This is a genomic window from Burkholderia sp. Ax-1720 (genome assembly GCF_011753035.1).
GTDB classification, from domain to species: domain Bacteria; phylum Pseudomonadota; class Gammaproteobacteria; order Burkholderiales; family Burkholderiaceae; genus Burkholderia; species Burkholderia gladioli.
Map to the genome: position 1 here is coordinate 1 of NZ_VWWK01000081.1, position 16,738 is coordinate 16,738.

15 protein-coding genes are annotated in these 16,738 nt (G+C 69.4%); 9 read left to right on the plus strand and 6 right to left on the minus strand.

All coding sequences use genetic code 11. The features are described 5' to 3' along the window. A partial coding sequence (locus F3J18_RS37875) for a hypothetical protein (protein ID WP_205195534.1) occupies positions 1–209 on the minus strand: 209 nt, incomplete at its 3' end. 66 nt (positions 210–275) lie between these two features. Further along, on the minus strand, positions 276–686 hold the full coding sequence (locus F3J18_RS21735; RefSeq protein WP_166914117.1) for a hypothetical protein: 411 nt from the start codon (positions 684–686) through the stop codon (positions 276–278). A 226-nt stretch (positions 687–912) separates the two neighbouring features. On the opposite strand from F3J18_RS21735, the gene F3J18_RS21740 reads away from it, so the two are divergent. Next, a complete protein-coding gene (locus F3J18_RS21740) occupies positions 913–3,414 on the plus strand; it encodes a DUF6600 domain-containing protein (RefSeq protein ID WP_166914119.1) in 2,502 nt (833 codons plus the stop codon). 91 nt (positions 3,415–3,505) lie between these two features. On the opposite strand, the gene F3J18_RS21745 is transcribed toward F3J18_RS21740, so the two are convergent. Together F3J18_RS21745 and F3J18_RS21750 are read right to left on the minus strand one after the other, a co-directional pair. Then, the gene (locus tag F3J18_RS21745) at positions 3,506–4,477 is read right to left on the minus strand and encodes a thymidylate synthase (protein WP_166914121.1); all 972 of its coding nucleotides are present in this window, start codon (positions 4,475–4,477) and stop codon (positions 3,506–3,508) included. A gap of 76 nt (positions 4,478–4,553) precedes the next feature. Further along, the gene (locus F3J18_RS21750) at positions 4,554–5,924 is read right to left on the minus strand and encodes a sigma-54 dependent transcriptional regulator (protein WP_166914124.1); all 1,371 of its coding nucleotides are present in this window, start codon (positions 5,922–5,924) and stop codon (positions 4,554–4,556) included. A 539-nt stretch (positions 5,925–6,463) separates the two neighbouring features. Between F3J18_RS21750 and F3J18_RS21755 the strand changes: the two genes are divergently transcribed. The 4 genes from F3J18_RS21755 to F3J18_RS21770 all read left to right on the plus strand — a co-directional run bounded on the left by F3J18_RS21755 (position 6,464) and on the right by F3J18_RS21770 (position 10,884). Then, on the plus strand, positions 6,464–6,793 hold the full coding sequence (locus tag F3J18_RS21755; RefSeq protein WP_166914126.1) for a hypothetical protein: 330 nt from the start codon (positions 6,464–6,466) through the stop codon (positions 6,791–6,793). A 226-nt stretch (positions 6,794–7,019) separates the two neighbouring features. After that, positions 7,020–8,456 carry a cell wall anchor protein gene (locus F3J18_RS21760; RefSeq protein ID WP_166914127.1) on the plus strand — a complete coding sequence of 479 codons (1,437 nt, stop codon included), beginning with the start codon at positions 7,020–7,022 and terminating at the stop codon, positions 8,454–8,456. Positions 8,457–8,691: 235 nt separating this feature from the next. After that, complete coding sequence (locus F3J18_RS21765; protein WP_240154611.1) at positions 8,692–10,278, plus strand: sigma-54 dependent transcriptional regulator; 1,587 nt, start codon at positions 8,692–8,694, stop codon at positions 10,276–10,278. 102 nt (positions 10,279–10,380) lie between these two features. Continuing rightward, the gene (locus F3J18_RS21770) at positions 10,381–10,884 is read left to right on the plus strand and encodes a dihydrofolate reductase (RefSeq protein WP_166914131.1); all 504 of its coding nucleotides are present in this window, start codon (positions 10,381–10,383) and stop codon (positions 10,882–10,884) included. Positions 10,885–10,970: 86 nt separating this feature from the next. Here F3J18_RS21770 and pmbA read toward each other — a convergent pair whose 3' ends face one another. Beyond that, complete coding sequence (pmbA, locus tag F3J18_RS21775) at positions 10,971–12,341, minus strand: metalloprotease PmbA (protein WP_013697034.1); 1,371 nt, start codon at positions 12,339–12,341, stop codon at positions 10,971–10,973. A 160-nt stretch (positions 12,342–12,501) separates the two neighbouring features. Between pmbA and yjgA the strand changes: the two genes are divergently transcribed. Then, positions 12,502–13,113: a ribosome biogenesis factor YjgA gene (gene yjgA, locus F3J18_RS21780; RefSeq protein WP_025099000.1), complete on the plus strand. Its 612-nt coding sequence runs from the start codon at positions 12,502–12,504 to the stop codon at positions 13,111–13,113. Next, positions 13,097–13,720: a molybdopterin adenylyltransferase gene (gene mog / locus F3J18_RS21785; RefSeq protein WP_166914133.1), complete on the plus strand. Its 624-nt coding sequence runs from the start codon at positions 13,097–13,099 to the stop codon at positions 13,718–13,720. Before yjgA ends, mog begins: the two co-directional genes overlap by 17 nt. Positions 13,721–13,790: 70 nt before the next feature. Here mog and orn read toward each other — a convergent pair whose 3' ends face one another. Then, positions 13,791–14,399, minus strand: a complete 609-nt coding sequence (gene orn / locus F3J18_RS21790) for an oligoribonuclease (RefSeq protein WP_025099002.1) — start codon at positions 14,397–14,399, stop codon at positions 13,791–13,793. Between the two features lie 136 nt (positions 14,400–14,535). On the opposite strand from orn, the gene F3J18_RS21795 reads away from it, so the two are divergent. Together F3J18_RS21795 and rsgA are read left to right on the plus strand one after the other, a co-directional pair. Continuing rightward, positions 14,536–15,795, plus strand: a complete 1,260-nt coding sequence (locus tag F3J18_RS21795; protein WP_025099003.1) for a M48 family metallopeptidase — start codon at positions 14,536–14,538, stop codon at positions 15,793–15,795. Next, a complete protein-coding gene (rsgA, locus tag F3J18_RS21800) occupies positions 15,792–16,736 on the plus strand; it encodes a ribosome small subunit-dependent GTPase A (protein WP_013697029.1) in 945 nt (314 codons plus the stop codon). Before F3J18_RS21795 ends, rsgA begins: the two co-directional genes overlap by 4 nt. The last annotated feature ends 2 nt before the right edge of the window (positions 16,737–16,738 follow it).

Consider the following 16,738-nt stretch of genomic DNA (forward strand, 5'->3'; position numbering starts at 1 on the left):
TCAGCCGGGCGGCGGGCGCCGTGGCAGCGGGCAATGGCGTGCCGCGGCCGCCCGCCGAAATTGGCCGGGAAGGTGTGCCCGGGGGACGTCCCGGCGCGGGCGCGCAGCCGGCCTGGACGCAGCCGCACGCGCCGATCGAACAGCAGCGCGCGGCCGGCCAGTTCCGGCCAAACGAAGCACCTGGAGCGCGAGAGAATGCGCAGCCGCATGCCACGACACCGGGGGCGCCCGCCATCTTCGGCGGCGGACGCCCGGCCGCTCAGCAGGCAGAGCCCTCACGTGCGCCGGGCTTCGTTCCGCAGCCGCATGCGCAGCCCGAGCAACCGCGAGTGGAAGGAGCGCGCGCCGAAGCGGCCCAGCCTCGCCTCGAACCTCGTGCCGAACCGCGTGCGCCGACGCCCCAGCCAGCGTTCGCCCGGCCGCCCGAGCGCCAGCCAGCACCGCAGGTCGAGCGGCCGCAACCGCACTTCGAAGCCCCGCAAGCCCCGCGTGTCGAGGCACCTCGCATCGAACGGCCCCAGCCGCATTTCGAACCGCAGCAGCAACCGCATTTCGAGCGACCCGCCGCGCCGCCGCCGGCACCGCATTTCGAGCGCCCGGCGGCACCGCCGCCGCCGCGCGTCGAGGCGCCGCGGCCGGCGCCGGCGCAGCACGAGTCGCCAGGACAAGGCAGGCAAGAGCATCATTGACGCGCACCATCGGTGTCGCCGATGAAAACCGTCATGCAAAAAACCCGCGCCTCGACAGCGCGGGTTTTTTGTCGATACGGCCATCGGTATCACGGCCGGCGAGCACGACCCGATTACAAAAACACCCTCGCGGGCATTACAAAATCGGCAGACCAATTGCCGGCACACGGGTAAAGTGCGCGATGCGGCGCGAGGGCGCCGACATCGAATAACGACATCACACATGACACCACACCGCGTTCCCCTGCTCCTCACTTCGGTGACGGCGGCGGCGCTGCTCGCGTTCGCCAGCCTCGCCGCCGCATCGGCCCATCCCGCGCAGCCCCGCCCCCAGACGCCTGCCCCCGCCGATCCGCTCACGCTGGTGGGCCGCATCGACGACCTGAGCGGGCCGGTCACGCTGCTGCCCGCCGGCGAAAGCCAGTGGGTCTATGCCGAGCTGAACCGCCCCGTGACCACCGGCGATCAGCTCTGGAACGACAAAGGCGCCAGCTCGGAGATGTATATCGGCTCGACCTCGGTGCGGCTCGCGCCGTCGAGCGCGCTATCGATCCTGAACCTCGACGAAAGCGCGGCTCAGTTGAAGCTCTCGCTCGGAACCTTGATGGTGCACGCAGCGCAGTATTCCGTGATCAATCCCGAGGTCGACACGCCCAACGCGGCGCTCGCGCTCGAGAATCCGGGCAACTATCGGATCGACGTGGCCCCGAACGGCGCCTCGACAACCGTCACGGTACTGAAAGGAAGGGTAACCGCCTACGCTGATGGCGGTCAGATGGAAATCGGGGAAGACCGCCAAATCACCTTCATGGGCACGAACCTGCAGACCACGGGTAGCCATGTCGCGAAGGCGGACAACACGTTCGTGACCTGGATCTCGCAACGCGATTTCGCGGAAGCGCAATCGCCCACGGCACGCATCGTGTCGAGGGAAATGCCGGGCTACCTGGATCTCGATGCGAATGGCACCTGGCGACAGACCGACGAATACGGCACGGTCTGGACGCCGAGCCACGTGGCAGCCGACTGGGCACCGTACAAGAAAGGCCATTGGATCTGGCAGGCGCCCTGGGGCTGGACCTGGATCGACGATGCGCCCTGGGGCTTCGCCCCCTATCACTATGGTCGCTGGACCTACATCGACAACGGCTGGTCCTGGGTGCCGGGCAAACGCATCGACCGCGACGACACGCCAGCCTATGCACCGGCGCTGGTCGGATTTGCCGGCGACGCCGACAACGACTTCGACCTCGGGGTGGATCCCGACTTCGATGCAACGAATCCGACAAACACACCGCGAGCCGCCTGGTTCCCGCTCGCTCCGTCCGAGGCCTGGCGCCCCGCCTGGGCGCGCTGGAGTCCGGGTTACTTTCAGCGCGTGAATGCCCTGGCGCTCTCCAGCCGTCGGCTCCTGGTCACCCAGGTACGCAATACCTACATCAACTACGCCGTGCCGAACGGCTTGACGGTCGTGCCGGCGCAGGTCTTCCTGCTCGGCCAGCCTACCGCGCGACACACGCAGCACGTCGATCCGCGGCAATGGCGCAACGCGCGGCTCGACGTCGGCGCACCGCGGCTCGCGCCGGTTGGCCAGAGCTTTGCGGGCACGCTGCACGGCGCGCCCTACCAGCCGCCCGCGCAAGCTCTCGCGCATCCGGTCATCGCGATCCACAACCCGGTGGTGCCGGCCGCGTTCCAGGACCAACTGGCCCGGCAATTCGCTCAGCGCGGCAGCGTGCCCGGCATCGGCGCGCCGGTGGTTCGCGTCGACACGCCGCCGAGCCTCGCCACACGGCCTTCCCGTGCCGCGAAGAGCCAGCCCGGCGCGACAGGCCAGCCGAATCCGTCGAGCCTGCTGGCGGCGCGACCGGGGCAGGTCGTGCATCTCGTCAGCACGCGCAGCTACGTTTACCCGCTCGACCAGCCCGTGCCGGCACGCCCGACGCCGCCCCCACCGCCGACGGCCGGCGACAAGGCCGCGGCCCTGCATGCCGATGCGGCAACGCCGAGCCCCGGCGCGGTCCCGCATCCGCCCACCGAGGCGGGGCCTGTCGCCGGCGCCAGGCAGCCGGCCTGGACCCAGCCGCACGCGGCGATCGCCGCGCAGCATGCCGGCGATGCAGCAAACGCCGATCCGGCGCTGCATCACGACAGTGCATCGCATCTCGCGCAATCGGGCGCGAGCGATGGCGGTCATGCGCACGAGATGGCGATGGCGGCGCTCGCCGTGGCGGGCGCGCGCGGCCTCATCGCCGCCCAGCCGGGCGCGAAGCTCGCCTCGGCACGAACCGTACCACCAACCCCGGGCGCGCGCGCCGCGACGCCGCCGAATTACGCGCAGGCGTCGACTTATGCGGCCACCTCGCGCGCCGCGACGGCGTCGCGTCAGGATGCGTCGCCCTCGTATGCGTCCTCGCGTGGTTCCCCGTCGCCCTCGTATGCGCCGACACGGAGCTCGTCGGGCTCTTCCTCGTCGGGCTCATCGTCCTCGTCGCCAGGCGCTTCGTCACGCTCGTATGCGCCGTCATGGTCCTCGTCGAGTTACGCGTCGGGCTATTCCTCATCGAGCTCCTCGTCCTCGTCTTCGAGCGGCTCGTCGCGCTCGTATGCGCCGTCGCGATCCTCGTCGAGCTATTCGTCCGGCTACTCCTCGTCGTCGAGTTCGTACTTGTCTTCGTCGTCGAAATCCTCGTCGTCGGGATCGAGCCGCTCCAGCCGTCGCTGAAACCCCGGCTCCCCCAAACGACAAGGCCCGCGCCATCACGGCGCGGGCCTTGTCGTTCAAGAACCGGGAGGATGTCGCCCGGCAGCCGCGTTCAGACCGCCATCGGCGCGGTCAACGGCGCGTGGTGCCGATAGCCTTCCAGCGAAAAATCGGTGGGCTCGATGCGCTCCAGCCACTCCGGCTCGTAGACGCCCGTCTTCGCGTATTCCGGCACGCGATCGGCGATCGCCAGGCGCGGGCTTTCATAGGGCTCGCGCTCGAGCTGCTGGTTCAGCATGTCGAGCTGGTTCTCGTAGATGTGCGCGTCGCCGATGAAGTAGGTGAACCAGCGCGGCGTGTAGCCGGTCAGCCGGCCGACCAGCGACAGCAGCGCGGCGCCCTCGGTGAGGTTGAACGGCGTACCGAGGCCGACGTCGTTGCTGCGGATGTACAGGCACAGCGAGATCTCGCGCGTGACCGGGTTGGGCAGGAATTGGTAGAGCAGATGGCAGGCCGGCAGCGCGATCTCGTCGAGCTTCACGGGATTCCAGCCATGGAACAGGATGCGGCGGCTCGACGGGTCGCGCATGATGGTGTCGAGACAGTCGCGCAGCTGGTCGATCGCCTTGTACAGCAGCACCTGCTGCGCGCCCTCTTCCTCGAAGCGCGTGACGATGCGATAACCGCGCGCCAGCGCATCCTCGATCTGCCCGGTGGCCTGCGCGTCGAGCACCTTGTAGCCGGGCCAGCGCCGCCATTGCACGCCATAGACGTCGCCGAGATCGTCGAGGCCGCTGCGATAGGGATTGGCCAGCCAGACGGCATTGTCGTTGGCGTTGGCATCCCAGACCTTGCAGCCGAGCGCGCGGAACTCGGCCGCGCTGCGCGAGGCGCGCAGGAAGCCGACCAGCTCGCCGATCGCCGACTTGAACGCCAGCTTCTTGGTCGTGACGGCCGGAAAGCCTTGCTGGAGGTCGAAGCGCAGCATCGCGCCGGGCATGCTGATGGTGCGGATACCGGTACGATTTTCCTGCCAGGTGCCGGTGTCGAGGATGGAGCGGACGAGATCGAGATACTGTTTCATGCGGGTTCCTTCGGCCGCGAGCGCGGCCGCATCCCGCAATTCTAGCAAGCCTCTCGCCGCCGGGTCGGCGGCCGGCTCAGCCGACGGCCGGCACCGCCAGCCCGACCAGGTCCTGCTCGCGCTCGCGCATGCCGTGCGCGACCATCAGCCGGTACAGCGTGACGCGCGACACGCCCAGCTCGCGCGCCGCATCGGCGAAGCGCCCGCGATGACGCAGCAGCGCGATCTCGATGGCGCGCCGCTCGGCGGCCTCGCGCGCGGCCAGCAGGGACACCGGCTCGGAGGCGACGAACTCGCCCAGCTCGAGATCGGCCGCCGTGATGGTGCGCCCTTCGGCCATCACCACCGCGCGCCGCACCCGGTTGATCAGCTCGCGCACGTTGCCGGGCCAGCCGTAGTTGTGCAGGGCGGCGATCGCGTCGGGCGCGAAGCCGCGCAGCCGCCGGCTCGCATCGCCGCGAAAGCGCTCCAGCATATGGCGCGCCAGCACCTCGATGTCCTTGCCGCGCTCGCGCAGCGGCGGCTCGACCACCTTCAGCACGCACAGCCGATGAAAGAGATCCTCGCGGAAGCGCCCGGAACGCAGCGCGGCTTCCATGTCGACATGGGTCGCGCAGATCACCCGCACGTCGACGGCAATCGAGGCATGGCCGCCCAGCCGCTCGATCCGCCCTTCCTGCAGGAAGCGCAGCAGGCTGGCCTGGCTCTCCAGGGGAAGATCGCCGATCTCGTCGAGGAACAGCGTGCCGCCATGCGCGGCCTCGACCCGGCCGATCTTGCGCTGGGTCGCGCCGGTGAAGGCGCCGCGTTCGTAGCCAAACAGTTCGGACTGCAGCAGATGATGCGGGATCGCGCCGCAGTTGATCGCGACGAAGGGCGCCTCGGCACGCGCGGAACGCTCGTGTATCGCCACCGCGGTGAGCTCCTTGCCGGTGCCCGATTCGCCCGCGATGAATACCGGCGCATTGGTGGAGGCGACCTTGCGGATGGTGCGGAACAGCGCCAGCATCGCGTCGCAGGCGCCGACCATCTCGCCCTCGCCGCGCGCCGGCGAATGCGGCGGCTCGGTCAGCCGGATCATGCCGTAGGCGTGCCCGACCGATTCGACGATGCGCTCGCGATCGCAGGGCATCGTCACGTAGTCGAAGCAGTAGTCGCGCACCAGCCGGCGCAGCGCCAGGTCCTGCATCTGGCCGGGGCCGGTGGCCGCGATCCAGCCGACGTTCGGCGTGGTCAGGCAGGTCTCGACGTCGCCCAGGTCGTTGGCCGCGACGCCGCCCGAGACATCGAGCAGCCCCCCGGCCGTGCCGCCGCGCGCCGCGGCGCGCCGCAACTCGCGTGCCGAGTCGACCACGTCGACGCGCCAGCCGCGCGCATCGAAGCAGCGTTGCAGTTCAGCGCTCGGGTCGCGCGAAAAATAGATCAAATGCCTAGTGGCGATTTCCATCGCACCATCCTTCGTCCGATTCCGGCACGCGTGGCGACGCGTGCATCCACGGGACCGAACGAAACCTCACGGGATGGGGGTCGTACGATCCACGCGTCCTGTTGCAGACATTGAAGTCTCCCCGGCAATAAGGCGCATATCTTCTATCGGCCGCGACCCGTCGGCCTTGATGGGTACTGCTTTGTTCTTGTGCTGTCGTCCTGCCGGTGCAAGCCAATCTACGCCGACTCCACCCGCCACAGCTTTAATTTTTGTGAACGATCGTCGCGGCTTTTTTTGGTGTGCCGCTGACGATTCGTCTATCGAAACCCGCTTCGCGACAAGGCTGCGAATACGTTTGAATCAGTGTCAGCGCTTTCGCATCCCTTGAGTATCCGAAGTAATCCGTACGAGGCGCGTTTCAGAACTGAAACACTTTCGCGAATCCGCCGGCCCTCGATGCCCGTCTTTCACGACGCGAGCCTTGCGCGGCGCCCCTTGCGCGAAGGTGGCACGCATTTCGCTCCATCAGCGGCATGCCAGGACACGAGATCCGCCCCATGAGACGACATCCCCGAACCCAGGCCGGCCTTGCGGTGTTGATGGCGCTGCTGTCGTTCGCGGCGCTGGCCGAGACGGACGGCGACGCCGACCCGGCCGCGGCGATGCCGTTGCGGTTCGGCCACCTGCTCGACGATACGACGCTGGCCGCGCAGCACGGCCGCGCGGTCGGAACGTCGATGCTGGTGGCGGTGGCCGCCACCCTGCGCACGGGCGGCGGCGCGGTCACGCTGTGGGACGAGATCGCGCCGCCCAGGCCGTCGGTGCCGTTGCCCGCCGGCGCACCGCGTCCGGTGCAGGGCAGCCGCATCAGCTACCTGCGCCGCTGAACCCGGCGCGATCGCAGTTCGATATCGAGGGAGTCGAGATGAAGTGCGCCGCAACCTGGCCGAGCCGCATCGATCATTTCGTCATCCGAATAATTTTATCGGGCGCCGGCCGGCTGCCCGTCGCGGTTCGTATCGTCGATCGCAGCTCGGCGATACCGCTTTTCGTGTCTTGTCCCCCGGCAGGCACGCTTTTTATTCCGCAGTCCATTTCAACCTGGAGATCCGCATGAAGCGCACCGTCATCGCAGCAGCCATCCTCGCATCCACGGCCGGCTCGGCCTACGCGGCCGACGCCCACCTGTACGACCTGACTGCCGTGACCGAGGCGGTCGGCGTGTTCGGCGTGGTCGGCCTGTACGGCGCCGCCCACGTCACGAGCAGCGCCGGTGCGCTCATCAACAACAACCAGGCGGTGGTGCTGAACCACGTCTCGCTCGAGCCGCTCGCGCAAAGCTATACCAAGGGCGCGGTGACCACCAGTGTCGACAATGTGTCGGCCAGCACCCGCGTGCAGGGCTCGTCCTATCGTGCCTCGGCGCAGAGCGCCTCGTTCGATGCCTCGATCCAGACCGCCTCCTCGCAATCGAGCTCGCGCAGCGGCAGCAGCTGGATCGCGGGCGGCGCGTACAACACCGCGTCGGCCCAACAGAGCACGACGCTCGACCAGTCGTCGAGCCTGCATCAATCGGGCAACAGCGGCGGCTCGGCCTTCATCGCCGGTGGGGCGGCCGGCGCGGCCGGTACCAGCCAGTCGGCGCAGCTCAGCGGCTACTTCCTGCCGGGCCTGTTCGGCTTCGTGGCGGGCGGCAGCGCCTCGCAGAACGAAAGCGGCTACATCGTCGGCGGCGCCGGCGCGATCTGGGGCGGCACGTCCTACGCGAATGCCTCCGGATCGACGCAGCAGCATGCCGACGCGAGCAGCAGCAGCACGCAGGCCCGCTTCGGCACGGCCTGGAGCGCGGGCGCGACGCAGAGCGAGGCTCATGACAGTTCGAACGCTTCCATCTCGCGACAGGAGCACGCGGAATCGTCGCGCGCCGCGGCCTGGGGCTACAGCAGCACCTACGACTCGACGCGCGTGGCCACCACCGGCAGCCTCACCCAGGTCGTCGACACCGAACAGCCCGGCACGCTGACGGCCACCACCGGCAACAGCGCCGCCACCGGCGTGAAGGGCAACCTCGGCATCAACCTCGCCGAAGGCATCGACAACGTGCAGAGCAACGACGTGTCGCTCGCCTCGGTCGACATCGGCAACGTGTTCGGCAATGCGCAGATCTTCAGCAACCAGTCCTCGGCCGGCCATGCGCGCATCGACAACTTCGTGCTCAATGCCTCGCTCGGCGACGGTTCGCTCGCGCAAGCCTCGGGCAATGTGGGCGTGAACGTGACGGTCGGCGTCGGCAACGTGCAGAACAACAGCCTGGCCGGCTCGATGACCACCGCCAACGCGGCCCAGGCCAGCACGGTCGCGATGCTCGCCACCGACGACAACACCCAGGTGGCGGGTGCCGCCATCAACGGCCGCTTCGTCGGCACCGCGATGCTCGGCGCCAACACGCTCACCGGCGCGACCGGCAACATCGGCGTGAACATCGCCGGCGGCGCGGGCAACCTGCAGCACAACGGCCTGGCGATCGCCGCGCTCAACAGCGGCCACTGAGTGCCGCCACGGCGTCGCGCACCGCGTGACGCCGCTGCATCGAAACCGGCCCGGGTCGCGCGCAGGCGCGTCACGGGCCGCCTCGTCGCGACGGCTCCCGGGCCGCGCGCGGCGAGGCATTCCATAACGGGAGCACCGCCATGGCCATGGCACGCCGCAAGGCATTCGCGCGTATCGAGCCCCGCTCTCGCGGGCGGGCCACGCCGCACCCGCTCCCTGGCCGCCGGAACCGATGATGCTCGACTCCGACACCTCGCTGTCGGCCGGCCCGTTCATCGCGCCGCCGCCGATCGTTCCCGCGGAGTCCGTGATGCGTCCGCTCGTCTATCTGTCGCGCACGCCCGACGCCGCGCTGGTCGCCCACCTGCGCGCGCGCGGCTGGCAGGTCCAGGTCTGCCGCTCCGCGCAGGACACCGTCCGGCGCCCGGGGCAGGACGCCACCAGCGCCGGCATCGTCGATCTCGATGCCTTCGCGCCGCGCGAACTGGCCGCGCTCGAACGCGCGCTGCGCCAGCCGCGGATCGGCTGGATCGCCCTGACCGGCGAGGCCCGCCTGGACGAGCCGGCCGTCAGGCAACTGATCCGTCAGTATTGCTTCGATTACGTCAGGCACCCGGCGCCGCCCGCCACGCTCGACTACCTGGTCGGCCATGCCTACGGCATGATCGCGCTGGGCGAATCCGAGCCGCCGACGGCCGCGGCGGCGGGCGGCGACGAGCAGATGGTGGGCAGTTGCGAAGCCATGCAGCAGTTGTTCCGCACCATCCGCAAGGTCGCCTCGACCGACGCACCCGTGTTCATCGCGGGCGAATCGGGCACCGGCAAGGAGCTCACCGCGGTGGCGATCCACGAGCGCTCGGCGCGCCGCAAGGCTCCCTTCGTCGCCATCAACTGCGGCGCGATCCCCCACACGCTGCTGCAATCGGAACTGTTCGGCTATGAGCGCGGCGCCTTCACCGGTGCGACCCAGCGCAAGATCGGCCGGGTCGAGGCCGCGCATGGCGGCACGCTGTTCCTCGACGAGATCGGCGACATGCCGGTCGACAGCCAGGCCAGCCTGCTGCGCTTCCTGCAGGAAGGCCGCATCGAGCGGCTCGGCGCGCGCGAGTCGATCGCCATTGACGTGCGCGTGCTGTGCGCCACCCATGTCGATCTCGAGGCGGCGGTGCGCGACGGACGCTTCCGCGCCGACCTCTATCATCGGCTGTGCGTGCTGCGCGTCGACGAACCGCCGCTGCGCGAGCGTGGCGGCGATATCGACCTGCTGGCGCGCCATGTGCTGCGCAAGTTCGGCGGCGACGGGGTGCGGCGCATCCACGGCTTCACCGAATGCGCGCTCGACGCGATGCGCCGCTATCCCTGGCCCGGCAACGTGCGCGAGCTGATCAACCGGGTGCGGCGCGCGATCGTGATGGCCGACGGGCGGCTGTTGTCGGCGATGGACCTCGATCTCAGCGACTACGCCTCGCAGCAGGCCGTCACGCTCGCCGACGCGCGCGAGAGCGCCGAGCGCCGCGCGATCGAGGCCGCCCTGCTGCGCCATCGCCATCGGCTGACCGACGCGGCGCTCGAACTCGGCATCTCGCGCGCCACGCTGTACCGGCTGATGGACGCCCATGGCCTGCGCGAGATGGCTCATGGCGACCTGCCGCGCGGGGCGAACGACGACGGCCATGAGGCGCCGGGGCCGGGCGAGACGATGGGCGGCGGGAAGGCCGATGGGATGGCCGAGGACGCAACGGCTTCCGGCCAGGGAGGCCCCGACGCGTCTCGCGAAGACGACGGCGGGGACGACGGCCCAGGGGAGCCGCCTCGTCGCTGAGCGGACCCAGCGGTCGATGAAGCCCGAGCAGGCCGCGCGAGCCTTGCCGCGGCAGGCGATCCGGTAGAATCTCTCGCTTTGCAGCCTGCTCCGGATATCGTCATGACCACCCTGACCCTGATCGTCGCGCGCGCCCGCAATGGCGTGATCGGCCGTGACAGCCAGCTCCCCTGGAAGCTTCCCGAGGACCTGGCCTTCTTCAAGCGCACCACCATGGGCGCGCCGATCGTGATGGGCCGCAAGACCCACGAATCGATCGGCCGCCCCCTGCCGGGGCGCCGCAACATCGTGGTCACGCGCGATGCGGCACGCCGTTTCGAGGGCTGCGAGACGGTCGGCTCGCTGGCCGAGGCGCTGGCCGTGGCCGCGCGCGACGGCGCGGCCGAGGCTTTCCTGATCGGCGGCGCGCAGCTCTATGCCGAAGGGCTCGGCCAGGCCGACAAGCTGATCGTCACCGAGATCGACGCCGATTTCGAGGGTGATGCCGCCTTCCCGGCACCGGATCCGGCCCACTGGCGCGAAGTCTCGCGCGAGACGCATCATGCCGGCGCGCCCAACGACTTCGACTACGCCTTCGTCGGCTACACGCGCCTGGCCCCGGCCTGAGGCCACGCCGCGCCCACAAAAAAACGGCGCCGCATCGAGCGGCGCCGTTTTCGTTCAAGGCTGGCGGGCGGCTGCCCGCCGCGGTCTCACTGCCCCGCGATCGTCATCTGCTCGATCAGCACCGAACCGATTTCCTTGGTGCCGCGCACGATGGTGTCGGCGCCGATCGCGACGATGTGGCGGAACATCTCCTGCAGGGTGCTCGCCACCGTGATCTCCTCCACCGGGTACTGGATCACGCCGTTCTCGACCCAGAAGCCGGCCGCGCCGCGCGAGTAGTCGCCCGTCACGTAGTTCACGCCCTGCCCCATCAACTCGGTCAGCAGCAGGCCGGTGCCGAGCTTCTTGAGCATCGCGTCGAAATCGTCGCCGGCGCGCGTGTTCGTGCTGCGCAGCGCGAGGTTGTGCGAGCCGCCGGCATTGCCGGTGGTCTGCGTGCCGAGCTTGCGGGCCGAGTAGGTCGACAGGAAGTAGCCTTCCACCACGCCGTCCTTGACCACGCTGCGCGCGCGCGTGCGCACGCCTTCCTCGTCGAACGGCGCGCTGCCCATCGCGCGCGGCACGTGCGGATCCTCGACCACCTGCACGTGCGGGGCGAACACCGGCTTGCCGAGGCAGTCGACCAGGAAGCTGGTCTTGCGGTACAGCGCGCCGCCGCTGGTGGCCTGCACGAAGGCGCCGAGCAGCCCGGCCGCGAGCGGCGCCTCGAACAGCACCGGCACCTTGCGCGTATCGAGCCGGCGCGAGCCCATGCGGGCCAGCGCGCGCTCGGCGGCGTAACGGCCGACCGCCTCGGGCGCGGCGAGGTCGTCGGCATTGCGCTTGGAGCTGTACCAGTCGTCGCGCTGCATGTGGCGGCCGCTGCCGGCGATCGGCGCGCAGGCCACGTAGTGGCGCGAATAGGGATAACCGGCGAGGAAACCGCGCGAGGTGGCCAGCACGAACTGCGAATGCTGGGCCGAGACGCTCGCGCCCTCGGAATTGCGGATCTGCGGGCTCACCGCGAAGGCGGCGTCCTCCGAGCGGCGCGCGATCTCGACGGCCTCGTCGGCCGACAGCGCCCAGGGATGGTAGAGATCGAGGTCGCGCGGCTCGGTCTCGAGCAGTTCGGCCTCGGCCAGGCCCGCCGCCTCGTCCTCGGCCGTGAAGCGCGCGATGTTGTAAGCGGCCGCCACGGTGTCCTTCAGCGCGGCCGGGGAGAAGTCCGAGGTGCTGGCATTGCCGCGCTTCTTGCCGATGAACACCGTGACGCCGACCATCTTGTCGCGATTGTGTTCGATGGTCTCGACTTCGCCGCGCCGCACCGACACCGACAGGCCATCGCCTTCCGAGATTTCGGTCGCCGCGTCGGACGCGCCGAGCGCCTTCGCGTGCCGCAGGATGTCCGAGGCGATTTCTTTCAGTTGCTCCTGCGTGTGCGGGAAATGGCGCGCGGGTGCGTCGGTGTGAGCAGGCATCGTCGTGTTGTCCGGTGGCGGGCGGGTCGCCCGCGTGGTTCGAAATAGGCGTATCCCGCGATCATAGCAAGGTCCGGCGCCGGCTACCTATCCAGGCCCCGCCCCTGCCCGGAACCATCGCGCGACCGGCCGGGGCCCGCGCCGCGATACAATCTCGCCCATGAACCGCAAAACCCGTATCCAATCGATCGAGCATGGCGACGACGACGCCGACCATGGCTACGATCGCCCCAGCAAATCCCAGCTGAAACGCGAGATGCATGCGCTGCAGCAGCTCGGCCGCGACTTGGTCGAACTGCCCAAGGACGCCCTCAAGCGCATGCCGATGCCGGAAGCGCTCAACGACGCCGTGCGCGAGGCGCGCCGCATCACCGACCACGAAGGCAAGCGCCGCCAGATGCAGTACATCGGCAAGGTGATGCGCTCGCTGGTCGAGCCCGAGATCGAGGCGCTGCGCACCGCGCTCGACACGCAGCGCGGCGTGAACAAGGCCGCCACCGCGCGCCTGCACTGGATCGAGCGCACGCGCGACCAGTTGCTCGCCGACGACGAGGCGCTCACGCGCTTCATCCGCGACTACCCGGCGGCCGACGCCCAGGAAGGCCGCACCCTGATCCGCAACACCCGCAAGGAAGCCCAGCTCGGCAAGCCGCCGCGCTATTTCCGCGAGCTGTTCCAGTGGATCAAGACCGTCAGCGGCAAGCCCGGCGAGGATGCCGAGGGCGAAGGCGAGCACGACGACGAAGCCGAGCACGATGACGACGAATCGTAAGCACCCCGACGAACTGATCGTCGGCCTGGTCTCGATCAGCGACCGCGCCAGCCGCGGCGACTACCAGGACCAGGGCATCCCGGCGCTGGAGGCGTGGCTCGGCGGCGCGCTGGTCTCGCCCTGGCGGGCCGAGACGCGCCTGATCGCCGACGAGGCGCCGCTGATCTCGGCCACCCTGGTCGAGCTGGTCGACGTGGCCGGCTGCGACCTGGTGCTGACCACCGGCGGCACCGGCCCGGCGCGCCGCGACGTGACGCCGGAAGCCACGCTGGCGGTGGCGACCCGCGACATGCCGGGTTTCGGCGAACAGATGCGCCAGATCAGCCTGCGCTTCGTGCCGACCGCGATCCTGTCGCGGCAGGTGGCGGTGATCCGCGAGACGGCCGATCATGCCGCGCTCGTGATCAACCTGCCGGGGCAGCCGAAATCGATCAAGGAAACGCTGGAAGGCTTGCGCGACGAGGCCGGCAAGGTGGTGGTGCCGGGCATCTTCGCCGCCGTGCCCTATTGCATCGACCTGATCGGCGGCCCCTACATCGAGACGTGCGCGGACGTGACGGCCGCGTTCCGGCCCAAGAGCGCGCAGCGACCGCCGCGCGAAGCCTGAAGGCCGGCCAGGGCCGGCTGAATCCGGCTCAGAACGGCGGCAAAGCGGCCCTTCGGCCGCCCCGCCCGGCTCAGGCGTCCGCGGTACCGGCGCTGGCCGCCGGAATCAGGAAATGCTCGCGGTAGTACTTGAGCTCGTCGATCGACTCGTGGATGTCGGCCAGCGCGGTATGCATCGCGCGCTTCTGGAAACCCTTGTAGATCGCCGGCTGCCAGCGGCGGCACAGCTCCTTGAGGGTGCTGACGTCGAGGTTGCGGTAATGGAAGAAGCTTTCCAGCTCGGGCATCCAGCGCGCCATGAAGCGGCGGTCCTGGCAGATCGAGTTGCCGCACATCGGCGACTTGCCCGGCGACACGTATTGCGCGAGGAAAGCCTGGATCTGCGCGGCCGCCTCGGCCTCGCTCACGGTGGAGGCGCGCACGCGGTCGATCAGGCCCGAACGGCCGTGCGTCGACTGGTTCCAGGCATCCATCCCGGCGAGCGTCTCGTCGCTCTGGTGGATCGCCAGCACCGGGCCTTCCACGGTCTTGTCGAGCGTCGAGTTGGTGACGACCACGGCGATCTCGATGATGCGGTCGCTATCCGGGTTCAAACCCGTCATTTCCATGTCGAGCCAGACGAGATTGAGCTCGTTGCGCACGAGCGTGGCCTGGCCGGCGGATTCGGGGAGTTCGGTCATACGGTTTTCCTGGAAGATCGGCAGCGGCGAGCGCCCTGCCATGGCGGCCGAAGCCTGTTCGAGGTCCGATGAGCGGGCCCCGACCGCAAGAACATATAATTCTCGCATAGATACCACTGGCCACTGGCCTCCCCCGATGTCCGCCTACCCGTTCACCCTGCTGTTCGCCGCCGCCATCCTCGCGATGGTCGGCACCAAGCTCTGGCTCGCCACGCGCCAGATCCGCTTCGTGGCCGCCCATCGCGGCGCGGTGCCCGCCCAGTTCCGCGACACCATCCCGCTCACCGCGCACCAGCGCGCCGCCGACTACACGGTCGCGCGCACCCGGCTGACCATGCTGCAGATCGTCGCCGGCGCGGTGCTGCTGATCGCGCTGACGCTGTTCGGCGGCGTCGGCGCGATCGACCACGCGCTGCGCGGCTGGCTCGGCGGCGGCTACGGCCAGCAGATCCTGCTGATCGCGGCCGTGCTGCTGATCACCAGCGCCGTCGAGATCCCCTTCGACTACGTGCGCCAGTTCGGCATCGAGGGCCGCTTCGGCTTCAACCGCATGACGCGCAAGCTGTTCTTCGCCGACCTGGCCCGCAATACCGCGGTCGGCGCCCTGCTCGGCCTGCCGCTGCTGTTCGTGGTGCTGTGGCTGATGAACCGCGCCGGCCCGCTCTGGTGGCTGTGGACCTGGATCGTCTGGGTCGCCTTCCAGATGCTGGTGCTGGTGCTGTATCCGAGCTTCATCGCGCCGCTGTTCAACAAGTTCGAGCCGCTCGGCGACGAGGCGCTGCGCGCGCGCATCGAGGGCCTGATGAAGCGCTGCGGCTTCGCGGCCAAGGGCCTGTTCGTGATGGACGGCAGCCGCCGCTCCGCGCACGGCAACGCCTACTTCACCGGCTTCGGCGCCGCCAAGCGCATCGTGTTCTTCGACACGCTGCTGGCGCGCCTGTCGGGCAGCGAAATCGAGGCGGTGCTGGCCCATGAGCTGGGCCACTTCAAGCGCCGCCACATCGTCAAGCGCATGCTGGTCACCTTCGTGCTGAGCCTCGCGCTGCTGGCCCTGCTGGGCTGGCTCGCCGGGCGCACCTGGTTCTATACCGGGCTGGGGGCCCTGCCCTCGATGGCGGGCAGCAACGCCGGCCTCGCGCTGACGCTGTTCTTCCTGGCGGTGCCGGTGTTCCTGTTCTTCGTCACGCCGCTGAGCAGCATGAGCTCGCGCAAGCACGAGTTCGAGGCCGATGCCTTCGCGGCCAGCCAGACCGACCGGCAGGACCTCGTCAACGCGCTCGTGAAGCTCTACGAGGACAACGCCTCGACGCTGACGCCGGACCCCGTCTATACCGCCTTCTACTACTCGCATCCGCCCGCCTCGCAGCGGATCGACCGACTGCTGCGCCCGGCATGACGCGCGGCCGTCAGCAAACGCCGGCTCGTCCGGCCAAGGGCGGCGCCGAGCGCCTCGGCGGCCGCGTGATCGCCGCGCACGGGCGCCATTACCTGGTCGCGCCGGCCGACGGCGGGCCGATGCTGCAGTGCTTCCCGCGCGGCAAGAAGAGCGAGGTGGCGGTGGGCGACCGGGTCGTCTACGAGCGCAGCTCGGCCGACCAGGGCGTGATCGTCGAGATCGAGACGCGCCGCAACCTGCTCTATCGCTCCGATCAGTTCAAGTCCAAGCTGTTCGCGGCCAATCTCGACCAGTTGCTGATCGTGCTGGCCACCGAGCCGTATTTCAGCGAGGACCTGCTAGGCCGCGCGCTGATCGCGGCCGAGGCGAACCAGCTCAAGCCGATCGTGGTGCTCAACAAGATCGACGTCGAGGCCGCGCTGCCGGTGGCGCGCGAGCGGCTCGCGCCGTATCGCGAGCTCGGCTACGACGTGGTCGAGCTGTCGGTGAAGGGCGCGCCCGAGGCGACGCTCGAACAGTTGATGCCGCGCCTGGCCGGCCATTCGACGATCCTGCTGGGCCAGTCGGGGATGGGCAAGTCGACCCTGGTGAACCTGATCGTGCCCGAGGCCGAGGCCGCCACGCGCGAGATCTCGGCGGCGCTGAACAGCGGCCGCCACACCACCACCTTCACGCGGCTCTATCCGCTCGCCGACGGCGGCGCCCTGATCGATTCGCCGGGTTTCCAGGAGTTCGGGCTCTACCACCTGACCGAAGGCCAGTTCGAGCGCGCCTTCCCGGAATTCCGGCCGCTGCTGGCCGATTGCCGCTTCTACAACTGCCATCACCTGCACGAGCCGGGCTGCGCGATCCTGGCGGCCGTCGAGGATGGGCGGATCGCGAAATCGCGTCATGCGCTGTACGCGCAACTGGTCCACGAGGCCAGCCAGATCGTGCGCTGAAG